This is a genomic window from Streptomyces sp. NPDC045026 (assembly GCF_056432625.1).
Map to the genome: position 1 here is coordinate 161,700 of NZ_JBWKIS010000012.1, position 23,750 is coordinate 185,449.

Sequence of the window (23,750 nt, forward strand, 5' to 3'; positions counted from 1 at the left end):
CTCAGCAGACGGCCGGCTTGCGCCACGAGCACTCCAGGTCGCCGTTGCGCTCGGAGACCGGCACGGAGCGCAGGGTGCGCGGCTCGACCGCCACCGCCGCGTCCGCATCCGACTTCGCGAGCGTCACCACGATCGCGTCCTCAAGGGGCTTCACCGAGTCGACGAGGTAGTTGTTCTGGACGATGCTGTACACGAGCTCGCGTCCGCCGGCGTCCTTGACGTAGCCGGAGAGCGCGGAGGCGCCGGTCAGGGACCCGGTCTTGCCACGGGCGTTGAGCGCGGCCGGGGTCTTGCACATCCGCGAGCGCAGGGTGCCGCCGACGAACCGGTCCGGGTCGCAGGCCACCGGCAGCGCCTTGTACCAGTCGCCGAACCACGGTTCGGCGCGCACCGCGAGCAGCAGCTTCGCGATCTGGCCCGCCGGAACGTCGTCCATCCGCGAGAGCCCGGACCCGTCGACCTGGCGCAGCCGCCCGGTGTCGACACCGATGCCCTTCAGATAGCCGCCGATCGCCGCGAGCCCGTCGTCCCAGTTCCCCGGGCGGCCGGTCGCCTTCGCACCCATGGCCTTGGTGAGGATCTCGGCGTGCATGTTGTTGCTCAGCTTCATGAAGGGGATCAGCAGGTCCTTCAGGGGCATGGAGTCGTGTGTGGCGAGCCGTACGGCGCCCTTCGGGGTGGCGCGCCCGAGCTTCGTGCCGCCCGACACCTTCACGCCGTGCGCGGCGAGCGCGTCACGGAAGACGGAGGCCGCGTAACCGGTGGGCTCCCAGACGGTGACCCACTCCTTGGTGGTGTCCCCGCCGGCCGGGACGGTGCCGCTGACGGTGACGGTGTTCGTGCCGTGCTGCCGCTCGACGGTGAGACTGTCGTCACCGCCGGCCGCGACGGTCGTGGCCCGCACGTCGATGTCGACGTAGTGCGTTTTCGGCGTGACGGTGATCTTCGGCTTGTCCCCGGCCTTCGCTCCCGGCGAGGCCTCGACGATGACCGTTCCGGTGTCGTAGTCGGTGTCGGGCGCGACGCTCAGGGCGGAGATCTGCGCCGAGTAGTACGAGGACTCGTCGTCGGCGGCCCAGGAGCGGCCGATCCGTTGGCCGTCGAACGCGGTGTCGTCGGCGACGAGGCGACCGCTGACCGACCTCACGCCCGACGCCGCGACTTTGGCGGCCAGTTCGTCGTAGTCCTTGGCGAGGGCGGTCGGGTCGCCGGTGCCGCGCAGATACAGATCGCCGTCGAGGACGCTCCCCCGCCGGCGCCCGTCACCGAGCACGTCGGTGGTGAACCGGTAACCGGTACCGAGGAGTTCCGTCGCGGCTGTCGAGGTGAGGAGCTTGGTGTTGGACGCGGGCATCAGGCGCCCGGTGGGGTTGTGCTCGTAAAGGATGTCGCCGCTCCCGGCGTCGGCGACGACGACGCTCGCCGCGCCGCCCTCCATGGACGGGTCTCCGAGGATGGTGTCGATGGCCTCGGGGAGGCCGGTGCTGTCGCCGTCGGCACCGGCCGGTGAGCCCCAGGTCAGGCCCGCCGCGAGAGCGACGAGGGCGGGCCAGACGAGGTAACGCCGTTGACGTGCAAGCGGATTGAGAAGTCGTCTCACAGGTCCGTCGGGTCTACTCATGCCTCAGAAGCATCCCCGATCGCGGCACCCGCGGACAGGGTGCGTTCAGCCGAGCCCCCACGAGTGGCCCATCGCGTAGGCCGCGCACAGGTTCACATCGAGAATGTAGGCCCCCGCGGTCCCGCACTGCGCGGCCCCGCTCCCGGGATCGACAGGCTGCCCGTGCCCCATCCCCGTAATGCTGTACGTCTCCACGGCGGCGCTCCCGTCCGCCCGGCGGAAGACCTGATGCGGATACCCGCCCACGGTGTCGCTGACGTCGGCGGCCTGATCGGCCCCCTGGACATCGGTCCACTGCTTCATCAGGTCGGTCATGTTCACGGGCTTGACGGTGTAGTCGGCGCTGCCCTGGAAGACGGTGAGCCGCGGCCAGGGCCCGGCGTACCCGGGCCGCGCGGCCCGCACCCGGTCACCCCACTGTGCTGCGGTCTGCGTGGCACCCACGTACATGCACACGTACGGCGACCCGGCGGCCTGCGCGCACCCGTACGGCAGCCCGGCGACGACGCCTCCGGCGGCGAACTTCTCGGGGTACGCGGCCATCATCACGGAAGTCATGGCGCCGCCCGCGCTCAGCCCGGTGACGTAGACCTTCGTGGGATCACCGGAGGCGTCGGTGAGCTGGCGGTCGACCATCTGCGCGACGGACGCGGCCTCGCCCTGGCCGCGTTCGATGTCGCCGGCCTGGAACCAGTTGAAGCAGGAGGACGCGTTGTTCCCGGTCTGCTGCTGCGGCAGCACGACGGAGAATCCCCACCGGTCGGCGAGCTCGGTCCAGCCGCTGCCGGTGCCGTAGCCGGAGGCGTTCTGTGTGCACCCGTGCAGGGCGACGACGACGGGCCGCCCGGCGGGCAGCCCGTCGGGCACGTAGCGGTACATCTTGAGGGCGCCGGGGTTGGTCCCGAAGCCGGTGACTTCCTGAATCGCTCCGGCGGCAGCGGCGGCGTCGGCGCGGGGCGCTGGCAGGAAGACGGACAGGAGGGCGGCCAGGAGGGCCACGAACGCGAGACGTGGGGGTGTTGCGGCTCTGGTCGGTGTCATGGGGAGGGACCGTAGAGGCGGCCCGGGGGCCCCGGTATGGAGCCGGGCCACACAACGACAAAGGCCCGGCTGTGTGCCAGCCGGGCCTTCGTCTCACATGGGGTTTGTGGAGATGGCGGGAATCGAACCCGCGTCCAACGGTGCAGCAGCAGGGCTTCTCCGTGTGCAGTTCGCTTCGATTTTCTCGGCCCCGGTGATCACGCGAACAAGTCGCCGACGGGCCCAGTCACTGTTTGATTTCCCATCGAACCCCGTGACCGGGCTCGATGGTTTAGTCCCCTAGATTATGCCAGGATCCGGGTCGGGAACACTCCCGGGCTGACACCCTTTTAGGGTCCTTCAGTCGCTGTTATTAGGCAGCGAGGGCGAAGGACTGGGAATCGCTCTTGGAATTGGCGATTATTGGTTGCGACATATGGTTTACGAGATCATTGCCGCTTCCTCGACACGCTTCACCTGCTTCGACATCCGCTGTCGAAACCGATCATCCCCATGTTTTTTTATCAAGGTGGATCTTTCGATCCGGTGTCCCTGTGGTGAGGAACAGTGCCATCGTACGTGACCAACGCACGCCGATGCCAGCGCATTCCTGACGGGCTCAGCGCTCGCGCGCCCGCTGCCTCCGTTTGGCCGCCGCGATCGCGCGGTCCGAGTCCCTCCGGTCCTGCTGCTCGCGCAGCGTCTGCCGCTTGTCGTACTCCTTCTTGCCCTTGGCGAGCGCGATCTCGGCCTTGGCGCGACCGTCCTTGAAGTAGATCGCGAGGGTCACGATCGTGTGACCCGACTCCTGGGACTTCGACTCCAGCTTGTCGATCTCGTCGCGGTGCAGGAGCAGCTTGCGCTTGCGGCGCACGGCGTGGTTGGTCCAGGTGCCCTGGCTGTACTCGGGGATGTGGGCGTTGTGCAGCCACGCCTCGCCCCCGTCGATCTGGACGAAGGCGTCGGCCAGGGAGGTCCGCCCCTGGCGCAGCGACTTGACCTCGGTGCCGGACAGCACGATGCCGGCCTCGTAGGTGTCCATGATCAAGTAGTCGTGCCGCGCCTTCTTGTTCTGCGCGACGATCTTGCGCTTGCCGTCCTTCTGGTCGGACGCCTTCCCCTTGCCCTGCTTGGGCTGGGACTCCTTCGGTACGAACATTCCCTTAGACATAGTGCGGCCATTTTCGCACTACGAGGGGTCCCCGAGGCCACTCAATACTGTCTCGGCCCGCTGTCGGGCGCCCTCGTCGGCCTCGAGGTCGGGGGTGATGCCCCGGCCGTCGACGCCGCGGCCGGTGGGGGTGCGGTAGTGGCCGACGGTCAGCTCGGCGACGGAGCCGTCGGGGAGCCGGCTCGGCATCTGGACCGAGCCCTTGCCGAAGGTCTTCGAGCCCACGACGACCGCGCGGCCGCGGTCCTGGAGGGCCCCGGTGAGCAGCTCGGCCGCGCTCATCGTGCCGCTGTCGACGAGCGCGACCACCGGTCTGGAGGTGTCGCCGCCGCGCTCGGCGTGCAGGGCGCGCTGGCGTCCGCGCACGTCGTACGTCGCCACGAGCCCGCCGTCGAAGAACGCCGACGCCGCGGTGACCGCCTCCGTGACCAGGCCGCCCGAGTTGCCCCGCAGGTCGAGGAGGACGCCGTCGCCGTGGGGGGCGTCGCGCACGGCGGACCGTACGCGCTCGCCCGAGCCCTTGGTGAAGGCGGCGACCTTGATCAGGACGGTGCCACCGGGGAGGCGGGAGACTGTGACGGTCTCCGTGGCGAGGTTGGCCCGGCGCAGGGTCTCGGTCCACGCGCGCGTGCCGCGCGCCAGGCCGAGCCGGACCGCCGTCCCTGCGTGCTCGCCGCGCAACAGGGAGACGACCTCGGTGACGGGGCGGCCGGTGACGGGCCGGCCGTCGACGGTGCGGAGCCGGTCGCCGCGGCGCACGCCCGCGTGCGCCGCGGGGGACCCGGAACCGACCTTGGAGACCTCGATACGGCCGTCGGCGGTGCGCTTGGCCCAGAGGCCGACGCCCGTGTACTGGCCGTCGAGTTCCTGCTCGAACTCCTTGTACTCGCCCTGCGAGTAGACCGCGCCCCAGCGGTCGCCACTGCGGCTGACGACCTCCTCGGCAGCCTGCGTCGGGGACTTGCCGTCGGCCATCGCCTCGGCGGCCGCGTCCGCCACGTCCTCGTGTCCGGCGCCCGTGGCCGAACCGACGGGACGCTCCTCGGACTTGCTGCCCTCGGCGCTCCACGAACCCGTCGCGACGCCGGTCGCGAGGGCGCTCGCGAAGACCAATGTCAGGGCCGCCCCGCGGCCGAAGCGGCGGGGCCGGGAGAACAGCTCGGGGCCCGACATGACGGTGAGTCTAGGACAACGCGAAGCGCCGTACGGCTCGTTGAACCGCACGGCGCTCGGTAACTCAGGGGAGTCTTGTCACACCTTCAGGTACTTGCGCAACGCGAAGAAAGCGGCGATCGCGGGCATCAGCAGGCCAATTGCGAGGACGAGCGGCAGCTTGGCCAGGACAGCGTCCCAGCCGATGAAGTTGATCAGGTTCAGCTTCTCGGAGAGCGCCAGACCGTGGTCGATCATGAAGTAACGGCCCACGAGGAGCATGCCGCAGGCGACGACACCGCCGATGACTCCGGCGACGGCGGCCTCCATGATGAACGGCATCTGGATGTAGAAGCTGGACGCGCCGACCAGGCGCATGATGCCGGTCTCTCTGCGGCGGCTGAACGCCGAGACGCGCACCGTGTTGACGATCAGCATCAGCGCGACGATCAGCATCAGCGCCATCACAGCGAGCGCCGCCCAGTTCATGCCGTTGAGGAGTCCGAAGAGGTTGTCCAGGATGCCCTTCTGGTCCTGCACGGACTGCACCCCGTCACGCCCGTCGAAGGCGGTCGCGACTACCTGGTACTTCTCCGGGTCCTTGAGCTTGATCCGGTACGACTCCTGGAGCTGGTCGGGCGTCAGTGAGCTCGCCAGCGGGGAGTCGCCGAACTGCTCCTTGTAGTGCTTGTACGCCTGGTCCGCCGACTCGTGGGAGACCTTCTCGACGACCGGCATCTTGTTCAGGTCGGAGACGATCTGCTGCTTCTGCTCGGCAGTGACGGCTCCCTTGGCGCACTTCGGGTCCGACTCGGCGTCGCCCTTGTTGCACAGGAAGATCGAGACGTTGACCTTGTCGTACCAGTAGCCCTTCATCGTGCTCACCTGGTCACGCATGAGCAGCGAGCCGCCGAACAGGGCGAGCGAGAGGGCGACCGAGACGATGACCGCGAAGGTCATCGTGAGATTTCGGCGGAGACCGACGCCGATCTCCGACAGGACGAATTGGGCGCGCATGGCGTCTGCTCAGGCCTTTCTCAGTGCTCTGGTGCTCACGGGGCTCAGTGCTGGTAGCCGTAGACGCCGCGCGACTGGTCGCGGACGAGACGGCCCTTCTCCAGCTCGATGACGCGCTTGCGCATCTGGTCCACGATCTGCTGATCGTGGGTGGCCATCACGACGGTCGTCCCGGTGCGGTTGATCCGGTCGAGCAGCTTCATGATGCCGACCGAGGTCTGCGGGTCGAGGTTGCCGGTCGGCTCGTCGGCGATCAGGAGCTTGGGGCGGTTCACGAAGGCGCGGGCGATGGCCACACGCTGCTGCTCACCGCCGGAGAGCTCGCCGGGCATCCGGTCCTCCTTGCCACCAAGACCGACGAGGTCGAGCACCTGGGGCACGGACTTGCGGATCTCGCCGCGGGACTTGCCGATGACTTCCTGCGCGAAGGCGACGTTCTCGCCGACGGTCTTGTTGGGCAGGAGCCGGAAGTCCTGGAAGACCGTGCCGAGCTGGCGGCGCATCTGCGGCACCTTCCAGTTGGACAGTCGTGCCAGGTCCTTGCCCAGGACGTGCACCTGGCCGTGGCTGGTGCGCTCCTCGCGCAGGACCAGCCGCAGGAAGGTGGACTTTCCGGAGCCGGAAGATCCCACAAGGAAGACGAATTCACCGCGCTCGACCTCGAGGGACACATCCCTGAGGGCGGGCCGGGTCTGCTTGGGGTAGGCCTTGGAGACGTTGTCGAATCGGATCACGGGTGCGCCTCGGTGCATCGTGGGCGTCGGGGGTAGGTGAGCGTGACCATACGCGAACCCGGCTCCGCGGCGCAGTCCGCGTCCTGGGTTGAGTGTTTTGTCCCGATGATTGCCTGGTCGCGGACGGGTTCTGGCGGGAACGGAACGGGTCCAAAGGGGCAGCATCCGGGGAGGCGCGCCGAAATCCCCGGAAGCTGGCACAGTGGTAGGGGGAACGGTTGCGTTCCCCGGAGCGTTGTGCGGAGAGAATGATGCTGTGGCGGCTCCGCCGCGCGGGAGGAGGAAGAGCGCATGACCTATGACCGACTGGTGTGCGCGAACTGCGCGGCGCCCGTGAGCGAGGGCCGCTGCCCCGTGTGCCGGGCGAACCGCGAGCGGCTTCAGCAGGAGGGCCCGTTCGCGGGTCTTCACCCGATGGCTCTGATAGCTCTGGTGGCTGTGCTCATCGCGGCGGTGGCGCTCCTCGCGCACCAGACCGTCTGACCCGCCTGAAGCGTCCGATCGATCCGATCCGTCCAAGACACCGAGAAGGGCCCGGAGCAACGCTCCGGGCCCTTCTCGCGTTACGTACGGACGTACGTGCCGTACGTGACGTACGTGCCTACGGCTGCCTAGGCAACCGTGCGGCCGCCGCCGACGAGGCGGGGCAGCAGGCGGAAGCCGATGCCGCCGGCGATCATCGTCGCGGCGCCGATCAGCAGGAACGTGGTCTCGGCGGCGCCGGTCTCGGCCAGCTCGCCGCCCTTGCCCTGCTGGGCCGGCTTGGCGGCCGGCACGGAGCCGGTGTCCTGCAGGCCGTCCTTGCCCTGGCCCTGCTCGACCGGGTTGTTGCCGCCGTCGGGGTCGGTGTTGCCGTTCCCGCCGCCGTTGTGGCCGCCACCGTTGTCACCCGGCGAGGTCGGGTCCTCGGTCGGTGCGGTCGGGTCCTCGGTGGGCTCGGTGGGCTCCTCGGTCGGGTCCGTGGGCTCCGAGGTCGGCGGAACCGTCGGCTCCTCGGTCGGCGGAACCGTCGGCGGGTCCGTCGGGACCTCGGTGGGCGGGTCCGTCGGGTCCTCGTCGCCGCCGAGGCTCACACCGGCTGCGACACCGTCCTCGCCCGCGTGCACGTTCACGCCGGCGCCCGGAAGGTTGACGCCGATGTCGAGGGCCGAAGCGGCGCCCGCGGCCGTCAGCGATGCACCGGCCGCGATCACCGCACCGGCTGCTATCCGCGCGACACGGATGCGCGTCTTCTTGGTCATCTGCCTGCTACCCCCAGTAGCTAATGGTTGATGGAGCAGCGCGCGGGACGGGGGCCGTCCGGGGGTGTCGGCGAATGCTGGGCCCTCCCCCGGTGCACACGCGTCCCACTGATACGCATGCCGCGCGTCAGCCTTCCCACTTTTCATGTCAGCGTCAAGGTCGTTGCGTACGCGATGCCCGAAATCTGGGGAGTTGAGCGTCGTAAGTACATGTGACTGTGACGTAAAAGGCAACTGCCGCCCGGTGGGCGGCAGTTGCCTTGTCGACAAAGGTGGAAAAGACCTGCGGTTACTTCTCCTGCTGCTTGCGCCAGCGAATTCCCGCTTCGAGGAAACCGTCGATCTCGCCGTCGAGCACCGACTGCGGGTTACCGACCTCGAATTCCGTACGGAGGTCCTTGACCATCTGGTACGGGTGCAGGACGTACGAACGCATCTGGTTGCCCCACGAGCTGCCGCCGTCGCCCTTGAGGGCGTCCATCTTGGCCCGCTCCTCCTGACGCTGGCGCTCGAGGAGCTTCGCCTGGAGGACGTTCATCGCGGTCGCCTTGTTCTGGATCTGCGAGCGCTCGTTCTGACAGGAGACGACGATGCCGGTGGGCAGGTGCGTCAGGCGGACCGCGGAGTCCGTCGTGTTCACGCCCTGGCCGCCGGGGCCCGAGGAGCGGTAGACGTCGACGCGCAGCTCGGACTCGTCGATCTCGACGTGGTCGGTCGTCTCGACGACCGGGAGCACCTCGACGCCCGCGAAGGACGTCTGGCGACGGCCCTGGTTGTCGAAGGGCGAGATGCGGACCAGGCGGTGCGTGCCCTGCTCGACCGAGAGCGTCCCGTACGCGTACGGGATCTGCACGGCGAAGGTGGTCGACTTGATGCCGGCCTCTTCCGCGTACGACGTCTCGTAGACCTCGGTCTTGTAGCCGTGGCGCTCGGCCCAGCGCAGGTACATGCGCTGGAGCTGCTCGGCGAAGTCCGCGGCGTCGACGCCGCCCGCCTCGGCGCGGATGTTGACCAGCGCCTCACGGGAGTCGTACTCACCGGACAGGAGGGTGCGGACCTCCATCTCGTCCAGCGCCTTCTTGACGGAGGTCAGCTCGGACTCGGCCTCGGCACGGGTGTCCGGGTCGTCCTCCTCCTCGGCCATCTCGAAGAGCACGCTCAGATCGTCGATCCTGCCGCGCAGGGCCTCCGCCTTGCGCACCTCGGCCTGGAGGTGGCTCAGCTTGCTGGTGATCTTCTGTGCCGCGTCGGGGTCGTCCCACAGGGACGGTGCGGCCGCCTGCTCCTCGAGCACGGCGATATCTGCCCTCAACTTGTCGAGGTCCAGGACGGCCTCGATCGACTCCATGGTCGAGGAGAGGGACTTGAGCTCTTCGGAAACGTCGACGACTGCCACGACACCAGCGTAACGGCTGGGGCAAGTGCTCTGGTCCTGGTGGCCGCGGGACGGGGTCCGGACCGGGCGGGACGGGCCTGCGCGGCCTGAACCAGCGCGCGAACCGGGGGCCGGGCGGAACGCTCAGGGGGACGCCGGCGCCGACTGCCCGGGGTTCTTGCCCGGGGTCGCGTCCGCGTCGTCGCCGCCCACGGCCGCCCACGTGCCGATGCCGGCCGCCACCACCAGGACGGCTCCGGCCACGCCGAGCGTGATCCGGCGGCGCCGGGCGGAGGCGCGGTGGCGGGCGGACCCGGGGCGGGGCGCGCCGGCCGCGCGCGGGGCGCGGGCGGTGCCGCGGGCGCCGCCGGCCAGCTCATCGGGGGCCGGTACGCGCATCGACGTGTGGGTGTCCCGGTTCGAGTCGGCCGGGGTCGCGCCGGGAACGAGGGGGACGGCGCCGCGGCGGGCGGCGGGCGCCTCGGGTGCGGCCGGGGCGGCCTGCGGCTCCGGGTCGGGCTCGGTGTCCGGCTCGTCCACGTCGAGGGGCGCCATCCCGGCGAGCTGGGGCAGCTGCTCGCGCAGGCGGTCCCCCAGCTCGGAGGCGCGCAGGCGGGACGCGGGTGCCTTGGCCAGGCACTGGACGAGGAGCTGCCACAGCTCGTCGGGGATGCCGGGGAGCGGGACGACCGTCTCCGTGACGTGCCGGCGCAGGATCGCGCCGGGGTGGCCGCCGCCGAAGGGCGTAAAGCCGGCGAGCAGCTCGTACAGGACCGTCGCCAGGGCGTAGATGTCGACGGCGGCGCGCGGCGGGAGGCCCTCGATGAGTTCGGGGGCGAGGTAGTCCGGGGTGCCGATGATCTTCGTGGCGCGGGTGCGGCGCGGGGAGTCGATGAGCTTGGCGACGCCGAAGTCGGTCAGGAGGGCCGGGTGGGAGCCGCCGGGGCCGAGGGGGCCCTGCATGTCCAGGAGGACGTTCTCCGGCTTCACGTCGCGGTGCACGATCCCGGCGGCGTGCGCGGCGGCGAGGCCGTCCGCGATGTCGGCGACGATGGCGACCGCGGCCTCGGGGGCCAGCCGCCGTTCGCGGTCGAGGCGGGTGCGCAGGTCGGTGCCGCGTACGAGGTCCATGACCAGGGCCAGGTCGTTCCCGTCGACCACGAGGTCACGGACGCCGACCACGCGCGGGTGGTCCAGGCTGAGCAGGGCCGTGCGCTCCTGGACGAAGCGGCCGACGAGCTCCTGGTCGGAGGCCAGGTCCTCACGCAACAGCTTGATGGCGACGGGCCCCTCGGGTCCCTCGCCCAGCCACACCGTGCCGGCGCTGCCGCGTCCCAGGATCTGGTTCGCGGTGTACCGGCTGCCGATCTTCCGTGCCAAGACTGCTCCTACAGACGCGTGTTGGCGCCCAAGCTACGCGGCTCGGACGCCAACCATCACATCCACGGGGGAAATCACCCTCTGGAAGTCGACAAATCTCCAACCTCACGGCCGAAGCGGGCTCGTGAGGCGTTTTTCAGGTGCCGGAACCCAACAGGTGCCGCAATCCCCGCTAGTTGGCGGAACCTTCGCCACCGGAACCCCCGCCGCCAAGGTCGCCGATCCAGCCGGAGACCGTGTCGTACCAGGACGAGAGCTGGCCCCAGTAGGACTTGCCCGTGCCGATCCAGTCCTGGAGCGGGGTGAACTCCCAGACGAGCCAGCTCACCACGAACAGCATGACGATCATGAAGAGGCAGCCCTTGAGACAGCCGAGCCCCGGGATCTTCATCCGGTTCGCACTGCGCTGCCTCGGCTGCCGCGGCTCGCGCTGCGGCGCCTGAGGCTGCGGCTGGCGGGGCTGCTGCGGCGGCGCGTACTGCTGCTGCTGAGGCTGCGGCGCGTACTGCTGCTGCTGGGGGTGCGGCTGCTGCCGACGGGGCTGCTGGGGCGCGTACTGCTGCTGGGGGGGCTGCTGGGGCTGCTGCTGGCGTCCCTGCGGGCGCTGGGGGCGGCGGCGCAGCGGGTCGTCGTTCGGGTCCAGGTACTGGACCTGCGTCTGCTCGTTGCGGTCGCGGGCCGCCCGCATCTGGTTCTGCCAGGGGTGCGGGTCGTCCGGGTTCGCGCCCGGCTGGTGCGGCGGGACGGGGGGCATGACGGCCGTCGGGTCGGGCGCGCCCCGGCTCGGCAGGACCGAGGTGGGGTCGGCGTCGCCGGTGCCGGTGGACTGCATGACGCTCGTCGCCGCGTTCGGGTCGTACGAGCCGGCGTTCCCGGAGGTGCTGGGCAGGACCTGCGTCGGGTCGGCCGCGCCGGGCACCTGCGCGGGCGCCGGGTCCGGCATGAGGAGGGCGCCGACGCCCTCGGCGGCCGCGATCTGCGCGGAGTTCGCGTGCACGCCGATGCCCTCGGCGACGGCGCGCAGGCCGCGGGCGAGGTTCTCGGCGCTGGGGCGCTCGTCGGGGTTCTTGCGCAGGCACCGCTCTATGACCGTCCACAGCGGGTCGGGCACGGTGGACGGGCGGCGCGGTTCGGCGCTCAGGTGCTGGTGCAGGACCTCGAGCGCGGAGCCGCCGGAGAACGGGGGCCGGCCGGTGACCAGCTCGTACAGCAGGATTCCGGCGCCGTAGATGTCCACCGCGCTGGTCTGCGGGCGGCCCTCGGCGGACTCCGGCGCGACGTACGCGGGCGTGCCGACGAACTCGTGGGTGCGGGTCAGGCCCGGGGAGTCGGCGAGGCGGGCGATGCCGAAGTCGGTGAGCATCGGGTGCATCTCACCGCCGTCCTGCTTCAGCAGGACGTTCGCCGGCTTCAGGTCGCGGTGCACGACGCCGTCCGCGTGGCTCGCCGCGAGCGCGTCCGCGACCTGGGCGGTCAGCAGGGACGCGGCGACCGGGGAGAAGGGGCCGTTCTCGCGGAGGTAGCGGTGCAGGTCGGGGCCCTCGACCAGGTCCATGACGAGGGCGAGGAGCTCGCCCTCGACGACCAGGTCGCGGGTGCGCACGATGTTGGGGTGCGTCAGGCGGAGCAGCACGGAGCGCTCGCGCAGAAAGCGCATCACCACATCCGCGTCGTTGGCGAGCTCCTCCTTGAGGACCTTGATCGCCACGGTCTCGCCGGGCTGCCCGGCGACGGCCGCCTCGGCCCCCGCGGTCTCTCGCTGGCGGGCCCGCCAGACGGTGCCCGTGGCGCCGCGTCCGAGCGGCTCCTCGAGCAGGTACTTACTGCCTACCGGCCGCACGTCATGCGCTCCCTGCTTGCTGCGTACTGGCGTACTGCTTGGTCTTGCTCGTCCTTGGGTGTTCCGACCCACTGTAGTGCCGTCGAACAACCCACCGTCTGTTGATCTTCCGCGGCTTCCGCGACTCCCCGCCCGCCGCGGCCGTGTTCGACGGGAAGACGCCCGGGGCGGTCGGTTGGTTGCCGCCGGCGGGCGTGTGAGCGGTCCCAAGCGGCATCATGCAGGCACTTTTGCGGGCAGAGCCGACCAATCAAGATCACTTACGGGTGGCCGACGGGCGTGTTGTCGGTGGCAAGTGCGAGGATGCCTCTCGTACTGGCCTACGTGCCCGTTGTGCGGTGGGGGATCTGCGGTGAGGTGACCGCTGTGCAGCCCCTTCCCGGGCGCCCGCGCAGAAGGGACCGCTGACGCGATGCAGATCCGGCTGACCGTCGTAGACCCCCTGGGGACGCGCCCCGACCCGCAAGGCCGCGCGATGTCGTGCGACGTGCTGGTGACCGCCCCGGCGGGCACCGCGCTCGCCGCGGTGGCCTCCGCCCTGGTGACGGCCGTCGCGGGCGGCGAGGGCACGGCGATTCTCTACGCGGGACCCGAGCGCCTCGACGGGCAGCGCTGCACGCTGGGCGAGCCGCCGCTGACCGACGGGGCCGTGCTGTCCCTGGGCGTTCCCGCCGAGCCGGGGCCCGAGATCGAGGGTGCGGCGGCGCAGCTCCAGGTGGTCGCCGGGCCCGACGCGGGCGGTGTGCACCTGCTGCACGGCGGCGAGATCCGCGTGGGCCGCTCCGCGGACGCCGACGTCGCGCTCGACGACCCCGACGTGTCCCGGATGCACTGCGCTGTGACACTCGGCACGGACGGCCGGGTGACGGTCACGGACCTGGGCTCGACGAACGGGACGACGGTGGACGGCAGCCCCGTCACGGAGCGGCCCACCCGGCTCGCCCCGGGCGCCCTCCTGCGCCTCGGCGAGTCCACGCTGCGGCTGGCCCCCGAGGGCGCCGCGGGTTCCTCAGGTTTCACCGGATTCTCAGGTTTCTCGGGGCCCGTGCTGCGGACGGCGCCCGACGGCGAGGGCCACGTACGGGTGACGGCCCCGGACGCGGGCGCTTTCGAAGACCCCTCCTCCCGGCCCGGTCTCGCGGGCGAGACCCGGCACGCGTACGGGCCCGCCGCGCTCGCCGCCGGTGCCGGCCCCGTCGTGCCCGAGCAGGGCGGGCCGCCCGACGTCGAGAGCACGCCGACCGTCACCCCCGCCCGCGGGACGCCCGTGCCACGCGAGCAGCGCAGGCGCGGTGGGCTCGGCGCCTGGGCGCGGCGCCTGGCCGGCGGACGCACCGGCGAGGACGTGTCCCCGTACGACACCGGCGGCTACGACGACGGGCCGGGGGCGCACGTCCCAGAGACCTTCGCCCCCGCCTCCTCCGGGGGATCTTCCGAGTCCTGGCCCGACGCGGCCGCGCTGCTGCTCACCGCGCTCGGCCCGGGGCCCCGGCTCTGGGAGCGCGGTCCCGAACACCCCGAGGCGCTGGCGGTGCGGCTCGGCACGGACGACCGGACGGCTCCGGACCGCACGGGCCTGCTGCCGGGCGTGCCGGTGACGGTGGGGCTGCGGGAGGCCGGCGCCCTCGGGCTCGCCGGGCCGCGGGCGCGGCTGTCGGGCGTGGCCCGCTCCGTCGTCGCGCAGCTCGCGGCCCTGCACTCGCCCGACGTGCTGGAGATCGTCCTGGTCAGCACGGACCGGTCGCGCAGCGTCCAGGACCGCGCGGCGGAGTGGTCCTGGCTCGGCTGGCTCCCCCATCTGCGTCCCGCACACGGCCAGGACTGCCGTCTCCTCCTCGCGTACGACCGCGAGCAGGCGGTGGCCCGCACCGGTGAGCTCGTGCGCCGCCTCGACGACCACATCGCGGACGCGTCGCGCCGCTCGGGCGCCGGGCCCGGCGCCGCCCGCGCGGGGCAGCAGCGGGCCGGCTCCGGGCCCCTGGTGCCGAGGTCCCGTTCGGGTGAGGCGGCCGACGCCGGGGAGCGCGGTGGCGGCATGGCCGCATCCGGGCCGTACGGACCGTACGGGCACGAGGGCGCGGGAGGCCGGCCGGGCGAGGCGCCGACGGACGGCCCCGGCGCTTTCGGGCCCGCCACGGACCGGGACGGGCGCGGGACGGAACACCCCACTGGGCATCCCTCCACCGAGGAGACCTGGCCGCCCCCTGGCCCCGACGCCGGGCACCGCTGGACCGGCCCGCTGACCGTGCTCGTCGTCGACGGGGACCCGGGATCGGCCGGGCTGCGCGAGGCCACCGTGCGCCTCGCGACGGAAGGGGGCCGGGCCGGGATCCATGTCATCTGTCTCGCCGAGGCCCCCGCGTCCTCGCCCGCCTCTCCCGTGACCCAGACCTACGAGATGGCGTGCGCCGTGTCGCCCGCGTTCAAGTCGTGCGGCGCCGTCGCGCTGCTCAGCGGGGACGTGGCGACGGCGCTGCGGCTGCTGCGCACGTCCCACGGCCAGGTCGTCGGGCACGGCACGGTCGCCGCGATCGACGCGGTGTCGGCGGCCTGGGCCGAGCGCTTCGCGCGGGCCCTCGCCCCCTTGCGCACCGACAGCGGCCCGAGCGAGCCGCACCCCAGGGTCTCCGCCCCCCTGCCCCAAATCGCCCGCCTCCTCGACGAGTTGGGGCTCGCTCGGGCCACGCCCGCCTCCCTGATGGCCCGCTGGGCCGCCGCCGGGGACGACGCGGAGGCGCTCGGCGGGCGCGCCTGGGCCGTGCTCGGCGCCGGGCCGCGCGGCCCGGTCGTCGTGGACCTGGCCGCCGAGGGCCCCCATCTGCTGATCGAGGGCCCGGCGGGCAGCGGCCGTACGGAGCTGCTGCGCGCGATCGCCGCCTCGCTCGCGGCGGCCGAGCGTCCTGACCGGCTCGGGCTCGTCCTCGTCGACGGCCGGGACGGCACCGGGGGCGCCGACCGGGGGGACGGGCTGCGCGTCTGCACGGACCTGCCGCACGTCACGACCCATCTGGCGGCCAACGACCCCGTGCGCATGCGGGAGTTCGCCCAGTCGCTCGCCGCCGAGCTGAAGCGCCGCGCCGAGCTGCTCGGGCGCCAGCACTTCGCCGAGTGGCACACCCAGCGCGAGGTGTCCGGCCGGATGGTCGCCCAGCGCCCCGCCCCGCCCCGGGCGACCGACCAGGGCGCCGGGGACCTGGAGGCGCCGCCCAGTTCGACCATGCGCCTGCGGCCCGCCGCCGCCCGCAAGGAGGCCGATCCGGCCCCGCCCCTGCCCCGGCTCGTGGTCCTCGTGGACGACCTGGACGCGCTGCTCTCGCCACCGCTCGGCTCCCCGGGGCGGCCCGCCGCGGGTTCCGTCGTACGGGCCCTGGAGGCCGTCGTCCGGGACGGCGAGCGCCTCGGGGTGCATCTGGTCACGGCCCGCGCGTCCGGTGCCGAGCCGGCGTGGGGCGTGACGCTGCGGGTCGCGCTCGACGCCCCGTCGGCAGGCCCCGACGACCCGGCGCCCGGCCGCGGCCGGCTCTCCGGCGCCGACGGACGCGAGCTGGTGTTCCAGGCGGGCCGCGTCACCGGGCGCATCCCCCGTACGGCCACCCAGCGGCCCACGGTGGTGCCGATCGACTGGACCCGGATGGGTGACCCTCCGACCCGGCGCCCCGTGCGGGAGCTGGGGAACGGGCCGACCGACCTCGCCCTGCTGGCCAGCGCGCTGGAGCGGGCCGCCCGTTCCGTCGCCGCGCGGGAGGTGCCGTCGCTGCTGTGACGGGGCCTCCGGCGGGACGGCCCGAAATTCCCCAACTCCCCAGGTTCGGGGTCGACATCACGACCCCGTCACGATCTTGGAGCTGACACCGCAGGCGCCCTTGCCTGTTCTCCCTGGCCGGGCGTAGAACCAGTCCCCACGGGACAGCGCACACACGTACGTTCAGCGTTCGGGACGTACGTTCAGCGTTCGGGACGAGAACGGGGCAGCGATGCGCAGCATTCGTACACGCACGACTTCAAGGGCGTCGAGGACGTCCGGGGCCGCGAAAGCCGCAGCGGCAGCTCTGACCGCGGGCGCCCTCGCGCTGACGCTGACCGCCTGTGGCGGCGGCGGGGACAAGAAGGACAGCAACGACACGGGCGGCGGCGAAACGGGCAGCGCCTCTTCCGTCAAGCTGCCCAAGCTCGACGGCCAGACCCTGGAGGTCGCGGCCGTCTGGACCGGGCCGGAGCAGGAGAACTTCACCAAGGTCCTCAAGGAGTTCGAGAAGCGCACCGGCGCCAAGGTCAACTTCGTGCCGACGGGCAACAACACCGCCACGTTCCTCAGTACGAAGATCGAGGGCGGCAAGCCGCCGGACGTGGCGTTCCTGCCGCAGGTCGGCGTGCTGCACCAGTTCGCCGACAAGGGCTGGATCAAGCCACTCGGCAGCGAGGCGCAGGCACAGGTCGACAAGAACTTCTCGGCCGGCTGGAAGAACCTCGGGGCGTACAAGGGCAAGCAGTACGGCGTCTACGTGAAGGCCGCCAACAAGTCGCTGGTCTGGTACAACACAGCCGCGTTCGAGGCGGCCGGGATCTCCAAGACCCCGAAGACGTGGGACGAGTTCCTGTCCACGGCGCAGACCCTGTCCGACGCGGGCTCCCCCGCCGTCTCCATCGGCGGCGCGGACGGCTGGACGCTCACCGACTGGTTCGAGAACATCTATCTCTCCCAGGCGGGCCCGGAGAAGTACGACCAGCTCGCCGCCCACAAGATCAAGTGGACGGACCCCTCCGTGAAGGAGGCGCTGACCACGCTCGCCCAGCTGTGGGGCAAGGACGATCTGATCGCGGGCGGCCGCAAGGGCGCGCTCGGCACGGAGTTCCCGAAGTCGGTCACGCAGACGTTCTCCGGTGACACCCCCGCGGCGATGGTCTACGAGGGCGACTTCGTGACCGCCAACATCAACGCGGACACCAAGGCCAAGGTCGGCACGGACGCCAAGGTGTTCCCGTTCCCGGCGGTCGGCGCCAAGGCCCCCGTGGTCAGCGGCGGCGACGTGGCCGTGGCGCTCAAGGGCGGCAAGGGCGCCCAGGCGCTCGTCACGTTCCTCTCCTCGACCGACGCGGCCGAGATCTGGGCGGCGCAGGGCGGCTTCATCTCCCCCAACAAGGAGATGGACACCGCCAAGTACAAGGACGCGGTCACCCGGGACATCGCGAAGGCGCTGCTCGCGGCGGGCGACGACTTCCGCTTCGACATGTCCGACCAGGCGCCCGCGGCGTTCGGCGGCACGCAGGGTGTCGGCGAGTGGAAGGCCCTCCAGGACTTCCTGAAGAACCCGAAGGACGTCGCGGGGACCCAGCGCCAACTCGAGGCCGACGCCGCCAAGGCGTACAAGAACGGCTGACGGCGCGGTATGTCGTCCTCCGTGGCGAAGGCGGGAGGCGCCGGGGCACTGCCGCCGGCGCCGTCCGCAGCACCGCGCAAGAGCGTGATCGGGACCAGGCCGTGGGTGGCGGGGCTGTTCCTGCTGCCCGCACTCGTCCTGCTCGGCGCGCTCGTGGTCTACCCGATCGGGTACTCGGTCTGGCGCAGCCTCTACGACTCCGGCGGCTCCCACTTCGTCGGCGTCGACAACTACGTCGACATCTTCCGCGACGACCAGACGCTGATCGCGGTCAGGAACACGGCGATCTGGGTGGCCGTGGCGCCGGCCCTGTGCACGGCGCTCGGCCTGATCTTCGCCGTGCTGACCGAACGGGTGCGCTGGGGCACGGCGTTCAAGCTGATCGTTTTCATGCCGATGGCGATCTCGATGCTGGCGGCGGGCATCATCTTCCGCCTGGTCTACGAGCAGGACCCGAACCAGGGCGCGGCCAACGCGATCGTGACGTCCGTGCACGACGCGTTCACCGACGCCTCCGTCTATCCGAAGGCGCGCCCCGCCATCGGCGGCGATCTCAAGGCGACCGGCGGCGGTTCGTTCACGACGAAGCAGACCGCGCAGGCCGGCACCCCGGCGTTCCTGCCGCTGGTCGGCATCGCGCCCGACAAGGTGCCCGGCAGTCCGCAGAACGCCAAGCCGGCGAGCGCCGCGGGCGACAAGGTCACCGGGACGGTCTGGCTGGACTTCAAGCTCGGCGGAGGCGGCACGAAGGGCGCCGTCGACGCGGGCGAGAAGGCCCTGAAGGGCGTCAAGGTGGAGGCGGTGAAGGGCGGCAAGGTCGTCGCGTCCACCACCAGCGGCGACGACGGCACCTTCACCCTGCCCAAGTCGGCCGACGGGGCCCAACTCCGGCTCCCGGGCTCGAACTTCGCGACCGCCTACAACGGCGTCGAGTGGCTCGGGCCGGCCCTGGTGACGCCTTCGATCATCGGCGCGTACGCCTGGATGTGGGCGGGCTTCGCGATGGTTCTGATCGCGGCCGGGCTCGCGGGCATCGACCGTAACCTCCTGGAGGCGGCGCGCGTCGACGGGGCGAACGAGTGGCAGGTGTTCCGCAAGGTCACCGTGCCGCTGCTCGCCCCGGTCCTCACCGTCGTCCTGGTCACGCTGATGATCAACGTGATGAAGATCTTCGACCTGATCTACATCATCGCGCCACAGCCGTCCCAGGACGACGCCAACGTCCTGGCCCTCCAGCTGTTCCTGTCCGCGTTCGGCGGCCAGGGGAACTTCGGCGCGGGCAGCGCCATCGGCGTGCTGCTCCTGCTGCTCGTCCTCCCGGTGATGTGGGTCAACATCCGCCGGCTGCGGAAGGAGCGTCAGCGGTGACCGCACTCGACACGTCCGTGCGCGCCAAGCGTTCGCTCGCCGCCCGGATCGCGAGCGGCGCGGCGGGCGGGGCGCTGCGCGCCTTCCTGCTCGTGGTCGGCCTGTTCTGGCTGGTGCCGACCTTCGGGCTGCTGGTCTCCTCGTTCCGCGATCCGGCGGACATCGCCGCGTCGGGCTGGTGGAAGGTCTTCACCACCCCGGCCCAGCTGACGACCAAGAGCTATCAGTCGCTCCTGGAGAAGGACGAGATCACCCACGCCCTGTTCAACACGATCTGGATCACGGTCCCGACGACGCTCCTCGTCGTCATCATCGGGTCGATGGCCGGATACGCCTTCGCCTGCATGGACTTCAAGGGCCGCGACGGCTGGTTCATGGCGGTCGTCGGGCTGCTCGTGGTGCCGGTGCAGGTGGCACTGATCCCGCTGTCCGAACTCTTCGGGAAGATCGGCATCTTCGGCAGCATCATCGGCGTCATCCTGTTCCACGTCGGCTTCGGGCTGCCCTTCGCGATCTTCCTGCTGCGCAACTTCTTCGCGGAGATCCCCCGCGAACTCCTGGAGGCCGCGCGGCTCGACGGCGCGGGAGAGGCGCGGCTCTTCGCGACGGTGGTCCTGCCGCTCGGCGGCCCCGCCATCGCGTCGCTCGGCATCTTCCAGTTCCTGTGGGTGTGGAACGACATGCTGGTCGCGCTGATCTTCTCCGACTCCGGCTCGCAGCCGCTGACGGTCGCGCTCCAGCAGCAGGTACGGCAGTTCAGCGGGAACATCGAGATCCTGGCGCCCGGCGCCTTCATCTCCATGGTGATCCCGCTGGCCGTGTTCTTCGCCTTCCAGCGGCAGTTCGTGTCCGGTGTGATGGCAGGAGCGGTGAAATAGCCGCATTCGCAAGCGAATTGAGGGGCGGACCGGTCACGGTTCGCCCCTCTTCGGCTACCGAGGGGTCCCTCGTATGCCACATCTGGCGTAACCGGATCACTCCACCGGCCGTTGCCGGGCAGTATGCCCGTGCCGACCCATGGATGCGCCTTGCCCCGGTTCAGTGTCATCGTCCCCGTGTACAAGGTGCAGGCCTACCTGCACGCGTGCCTCGAATCCGTCCTGGAACAGTCGTGTTCCGATCTCGAGGTGATCGCGGTCGACGACTGCTCGCCGGACGCGAGCGGGGCGATCGCCGACGAGTTCGCGGCGCGGGACAAGCGGGTGCGGGCGGTCCATCTGCGGGAGAACGTGGGTCTCGGGCGCGCCCGCAACGCAGGTCTCGAACACGCCACCGGCGACTACGTCCTCTTCCTCGACAGCGACGACACCCTCACGCCGGGCGCGCTCCAGGCGATCACGGACCGCATCGAGGAGACCGGCGGCCCCGACGTCCTGGTCTACGACTACGCCCGTACGTACTGGACGGGCGAGGCCGTGCGCAACCAGTACGCGGACCGTCTCACGCAGGACGGACCGGCGCCGTTCACGCTCGCCGACCGGCCCGAGATCCTCCAACTCCTCATGGTCGTCTGGAACAAGGCGTACCGGCGCGCCTTCGTCGAGGAGCAGGGCTTCGCCTTCCCGCCCGGCTATTACGAGGACACGCCCTGGACCTATCCGGTCCTGATGTCGGCGCGGACGATCGTCACCCTCGACCGGGTCTGCGTCCACTACCGCCAGCGCCGCCGGGGCAACATCCTGGGCACCACGTCCCCCGAGCACTTCGACGTCTTCGATCAGTACGACCGTGTCTTCGCGTTCCTCGACGCCCACCCCGAACTCGCGGCTGTCTGGAGCCCGTTGCTGTTCCGGCGGATGGTCGAGCACTTCGCCACGGTGTTCACGCATCCGGACCGGCTCCCGCGCGGCACCCGCCCCGACTTCCTGCGCAAGGCCCGCGCGCACTACCGGCGTTACCGCGTGCCCGGTGTGCCCGTCGCCGCCCGCGACCGGCTCCGGCACGGCCTGGTGCGGCTCGGCTCGCACCGCACGTACCGGTCGCTGGCCGCGGCGATGCGCGTCGTGCGGCGGGTCCGGGGACTTGCGGGCCGGCTGCGGCGCGCGGCCCGGTCGGCCGCCCTCCAGGCGCACTACCGCGTCCAGCTGCGGCTCCCGGTGCGCGCGGACCGGGCCGTCTTCTCCAGCTACTGGGGGCGCGGCTACGGCTGCAATCCGGGTGCCCTGGAAGCCGCGTTCCGCGCGCACGCGCCGCACGTCGCCACATCGTGGATCGCGCTGCCCGAGCACCACCACACCCTGCCGTCCGGCACCCGCGCCCTGCGCCCCGGAACCGCCGCCTACTGGACGGCCCTGGCCCGCTCCAAGTACCTGGTCAACAACGTCAACTTCGACCGCAGGCTGGTCAAGCGCCCCGGCCAGGTGCTGATCCAGACCCAGCACGGCACGCCCCTGAAGAAGATGGGCCTCGACCTCCAGGAGCACCCGGCTGCGGCCCGCGGCCAGGACTTCGACCGGCTCCTGCGCTCCGTCGACACCTGGGACTACGTCCTGTCCGCCAACCGGCACTCCACCCTCGTGTGGGAGCGCGTCTACCCGTCCGCGTACACGACGCTGGAGTACGGATATCCGCGCAACGACGCCTTCCACCGGGCGAGTTCGCGGGACGTGGCCCACATCCGCGAGAGCCTCGGCATCCCGAAGGGCGCGACGGCGATCCTGTACGCGCCCACCCACCGCGACTACCGCCGCACCCAGCGCTGCGCCCTCGACCTGGAGCGGGTGCTGCGCCGGCTGGGCCCGGACTTCGTCGTCCTGGCCCGCACCCACCCGCTGCACCGTGCGCCCCTCGTGCGCAGCACCGGCCGCGTCATCGACGTCTGCGGCCATCCGAGCGTCGAGACGCTGTGCCTGGCGGCAGACGCGCTCGTCACCGACTACTCGTCCCTGATGTTCGACTACGCCAACCTCGACCGGCCCATCGTGATCCACGCCGACGACTGGGAGGCGTACGAGGCGTCGCGCGGCACGTACTTCGATCTGCGCGCGTCCCCGCCCGGCGCCGTCGCCCGCAGCGAGGACGAGCTGATCGACATCTTCGCGAGCGGGCACTGGCGCGGCTCGCGCTCGGCGCAGCTGCGGGGCGCGTTCCGCGAGCGGTTCTGCCCGTACGACGACGGGCGGGCGGCCGAGCGGGTCGTGCGGCACGTCGTGCTCGGCGAGTACGAGAAGGCGGCGGCGCGGTCCGTGCGCGAGGTGCCGCTCGCCGGGCCGCGCCCGGAGCCCGCGGGTGAGCGGGTCGGCCCGCGCGCCTGAGCACGGAAGGCGCGGGGCCGGGCCTCACCGCTCCAGCAGGTCGAACAGCTCCTCCCAGCGTTCCAGTACGCGCTCCTCGGAGAACCGCTGCACATTGACCCTGGCCCGCTCCCCCATGGCGTCCCGCAGTCGCGGGTTGCCGGTGAGGCGCAGGAGGCGGTCGGCGAGGGCGGCGGTGTCGCCGGGGGGTGCGAGGAGCCCGTCCTCGCCGTCGCGCACGATCTCCCGCACGCCGGGCGCGCAGTCGAAGGCCGCGCACGGCACGGCGCTCGCCATGGCCTCCATCAGCGCGAGAGGGAAACCCTCGCCGCGCGACGACTGGACGAACACGGAGCTGCCGGCGAGCGCCCCCGCCACGTCGTCCGTGCGGCCCATCCACTCCACCGAGCCGTCGAGGCCCAGCTCGGTGCACTGGCGGCGCAGGTCCGGCTCGTCGGCTCCGGCGCCGTAGATCCGCAGGGTCCAGCCGGGCCGGCTCGGGGCGACCTCGGCCCAGGTGTCGACGAGCATGTCGATGCCCTTCTGGTCGGCGAGGCGGCCGATGCTGCACACGACCTTCGCGGTGCGCTGCGAGGGGATCTCGGGGAGGTGGGCGAGGGCGTTCGGCATGGCGCCGACGTTGTGCATCCCGTCGGCGATCCAGTCGTCGGCGTCCTCCTGGGTGAGGGCGAGCCAGCGGTCGGTGGACGGGTAGTTCCGCTTGACGGAGCGGTAGCGGTGGCAGGCCCGCGTATAGGCGTACGACTCGTGGCTCATGCCGATGATCCGCAGGCCCGCGGTGTCCGCCTCGCGCAGCCACTCCATGGGCCACACCTGGGTGACGACGGCGACGGCGCCGGGTCGGGCGGCGCGGAAGAGCCCCGAGAGACGGGCGACGGCGCGAGCGCGGTCCGCGAGGCGTGCGGCTTCGCGGCGGTGCGCGGCGGGGCTGAGGCGGGCGAGACCGCGCACAGGGCGCGGGGTCGGGGGGTGGGCCCGGTAGAGGCTGGTCACGTCGTAGCCGAGGCCGGCGGGGAGGGTCAGCTTGAGCTCCGCCTCGTGGACGCCGATGACGTGCACGCGGTGGCCCGCGCGCTGGAAGAGGCGGGCCATCTGGTGGGTCCAGGCGGTGACGCCGCCCAGTTCGTCGACGGTGTTGGCGACGAGGAAGAGGTCGCGGCCCGTGCGCCGGACGGCCGGGGTGGTCGATGCGGTCATGC

The 23,750-nt window shown here is 71.5% G+C and carries 17 protein-coding genes and 1 other RNA gene; 6 read left to right on the forward strand and 12 right to left on the reverse strand.

Going from position 1 to position 23,750, the window contains the following annotated elements:
• Position 1: 1 nt before the first annotated feature.
• From dacB to ftsE, 7 genes are all read right to left on the reverse strand, one after another.
• A complete protein-coding gene (gene dacB, locus AC07EJ_RS25410; RefSeq protein WP_478884980.1) occupies positions 2 to 1,621 on the reverse strand; it encodes a D-alanyl-D-alanine carboxypeptidase/D-alanyl-D-alanine endopeptidase in 1,620 nt (539 codons plus the stop codon).
• Between the two features lie 45 nt (positions 1,622 to 1,666).
• Positions 1,667 to 2,662 (reverse strand): extracellular catalytic domain type 1 short-chain-length polyhydroxyalkanoate depolymerase, encoded by a 996-nt coding sequence (locus tag AC07EJ_RS25415; protein WP_478884981.1) that lies wholly within the window; start codon positions 2,660 to 2,662, stop codon positions 1,667 to 1,669.
• A gap of 104 nt (positions 2,663 to 2,766) precedes the next feature.
• Positions 2,767 to 3,154: a transfer-messenger RNA gene (gene ssrA, locus AC07EJ_RS25420) on the reverse strand.
• Between the two features lie 106 nt (positions 3,155 to 3,260).
• Positions 3,261 to 3,800 (reverse strand): SsrA-binding protein SmpB, encoded by a 540-nt coding sequence (gene smpB, locus AC07EJ_RS25425; RefSeq protein ID WP_362906320.1) that lies wholly within the window; start codon positions 3,798 to 3,800, stop codon positions 3,261 to 3,263.
• A 30-nt stretch (positions 3,801 to 3,830) separates the two neighbouring features.
• Complete coding sequence (locus AC07EJ_RS25430) at positions 3,831 to 4,985, reverse strand: S41 family peptidase (RefSeq protein ID WP_389489155.1); 1,155 nt, start codon at positions 4,983 to 4,985, stop codon at positions 3,831 to 3,833.
• Positions 4,986 to 5,063: 78 nt separating this feature from the next.
• Positions 5,064 to 5,981 (reverse strand): permease-like cell division protein FtsX, encoded by a 918-nt coding sequence (gene ftsX, locus AC07EJ_RS25435; protein WP_389489157.1) that lies wholly within the window; start codon positions 5,979 to 5,981, stop codon positions 5,064 to 5,066.
• 44 nt (positions 5,982 to 6,025) lie between these two features.
• Positions 6,026 to 6,715 carry a cell division ATP-binding protein FtsE gene (gene ftsE, locus AC07EJ_RS25440; RefSeq protein ID WP_116512695.1) on the reverse strand — a complete coding sequence of 230 codons (690 nt, stop codon included), beginning with the start codon at positions 6,713 to 6,715 and terminating at the stop codon, positions 6,026 to 6,028.
• Between the two features lie 291 nt (positions 6,716 to 7,006).
• On the opposite strand from ftsE, the gene AC07EJ_RS25445 reads away from it, so the two are divergent.
• Positions 7,007 to 7,198 carry a hypothetical protein gene (locus tag AC07EJ_RS25445; protein ID WP_389489160.1) on the forward strand — a complete coding sequence of 64 codons (192 nt, stop codon included), beginning with the start codon at positions 7,007 to 7,009 and terminating at the stop codon, positions 7,196 to 7,198.
• A 128-nt stretch (positions 7,199 to 7,326) separates the two neighbouring features.
• Here AC07EJ_RS25445 and AC07EJ_RS25450 read toward each other — a convergent pair whose 3' ends face one another.
• The 4 genes from AC07EJ_RS25450 to AC07EJ_RS25465 form a co-directional block, all read right to left on the reverse strand.
• Positions 7,327 to 7,956, reverse strand: coding sequence for an LPXTG cell wall anchor domain-containing protein (locus tag AC07EJ_RS25450; RefSeq protein ID WP_389489162.1), 630 nt, complete (start codon positions 7,954 to 7,956; stop codon positions 7,327 to 7,329).
• 289 nt (positions 7,957 to 8,245) lie between these two features.
• On the reverse strand, positions 8,246 to 9,352 hold the full coding sequence (gene prfB / locus AC07EJ_RS25455; RefSeq protein ID WP_362906330.1) for a peptide chain release factor 2: 1,107 nt from the start codon (positions 9,350 to 9,352) through the stop codon (positions 8,246 to 8,248).
• Between the two features lie 123 nt (positions 9,353 to 9,475).
• Positions 9,476 to 10,711: a serine/threonine-protein kinase gene (locus AC07EJ_RS25460; RefSeq protein ID WP_389489165.1), complete on the reverse strand. Its 1,236-nt coding sequence runs from the start codon at positions 10,709 to 10,711 to the stop codon at positions 9,476 to 9,478.
• A 172-nt stretch (positions 10,712 to 10,883) separates the two neighbouring features.
• Positions 10,884 to 12,551, reverse strand: a complete 1,668-nt coding sequence (locus tag AC07EJ_RS25465; RefSeq protein WP_478884982.1) for a serine/threonine-protein kinase — start codon at positions 12,549 to 12,551, stop codon at positions 10,884 to 10,886.
• A gap of 412 nt (positions 12,552 to 12,963) precedes the next feature.
• Between AC07EJ_RS25465 and AC07EJ_RS25470 the strand changes: the two genes are divergently transcribed.
• The 5 genes from AC07EJ_RS25470 (at position 12,964) to AC07EJ_RS25490 (ending at position 22,551) form a co-directional block, all read left to right on the forward strand.
• Positions 12,964 to 16,314, forward strand: coding sequence for an FHA domain-containing protein (locus tag AC07EJ_RS25470; RefSeq protein ID WP_478884983.1), 3,351 nt, complete (start codon positions 12,964 to 12,966; stop codon positions 16,312 to 16,314).
• A gap of 211 nt (positions 16,315 to 16,525) precedes the next feature.
• Positions 16,526 to 17,929, forward strand: coding sequence for an ABC transporter substrate-binding protein (locus tag AC07EJ_RS25475; RefSeq protein ID WP_389489171.1), 1,404 nt, complete (start codon positions 16,526 to 16,528; stop codon positions 17,927 to 17,929).
• Positions 17,930 to 17,938: 9 nt separating this feature from the next.
• Entirely contained in the window at positions 17,939 to 19,297 is a 1,359-nt protein-coding gene (locus tag AC07EJ_RS25480; RefSeq protein ID WP_389489173.1) for a carbohydrate ABC transporter permease, read from the forward strand.
• Positions 19,294 to 20,175, forward strand: a complete 882-nt coding sequence (locus AC07EJ_RS25485; RefSeq protein ID WP_478884984.1) for a carbohydrate ABC transporter permease — start codon at positions 19,294 to 19,296, stop codon at positions 20,173 to 20,175. Before AC07EJ_RS25480 ends, AC07EJ_RS25485 begins: the two co-directional genes overlap by 4 nt.
• A 150-nt stretch (positions 20,176 to 20,325) precedes the next feature.
• Positions 20,326 to 22,551, forward strand: a complete 2,226-nt coding sequence (locus tag AC07EJ_RS25490; RefSeq protein WP_478884985.1) for a bifunctional glycosyltransferase/CDP-glycerol:glycerophosphate glycerophosphotransferase — start codon at positions 20,326 to 20,328, stop codon at positions 22,549 to 22,551.
• A 24-nt stretch (positions 22,552 to 22,575) separates the two neighbouring features.
• On the opposite strand, the gene AC07EJ_RS25495 is transcribed toward AC07EJ_RS25490, so the two are convergent.
• Positions 22,576 to 23,748: a glycosyltransferase gene (locus tag AC07EJ_RS25495; protein ID WP_389489180.1), complete on the reverse strand. Its 1,173-nt coding sequence runs from the start codon at positions 23,746 to 23,748 to the stop codon at positions 22,576 to 22,578.
• Positions 23,749 to 23,750: the final 2 nt, after the last annotated feature.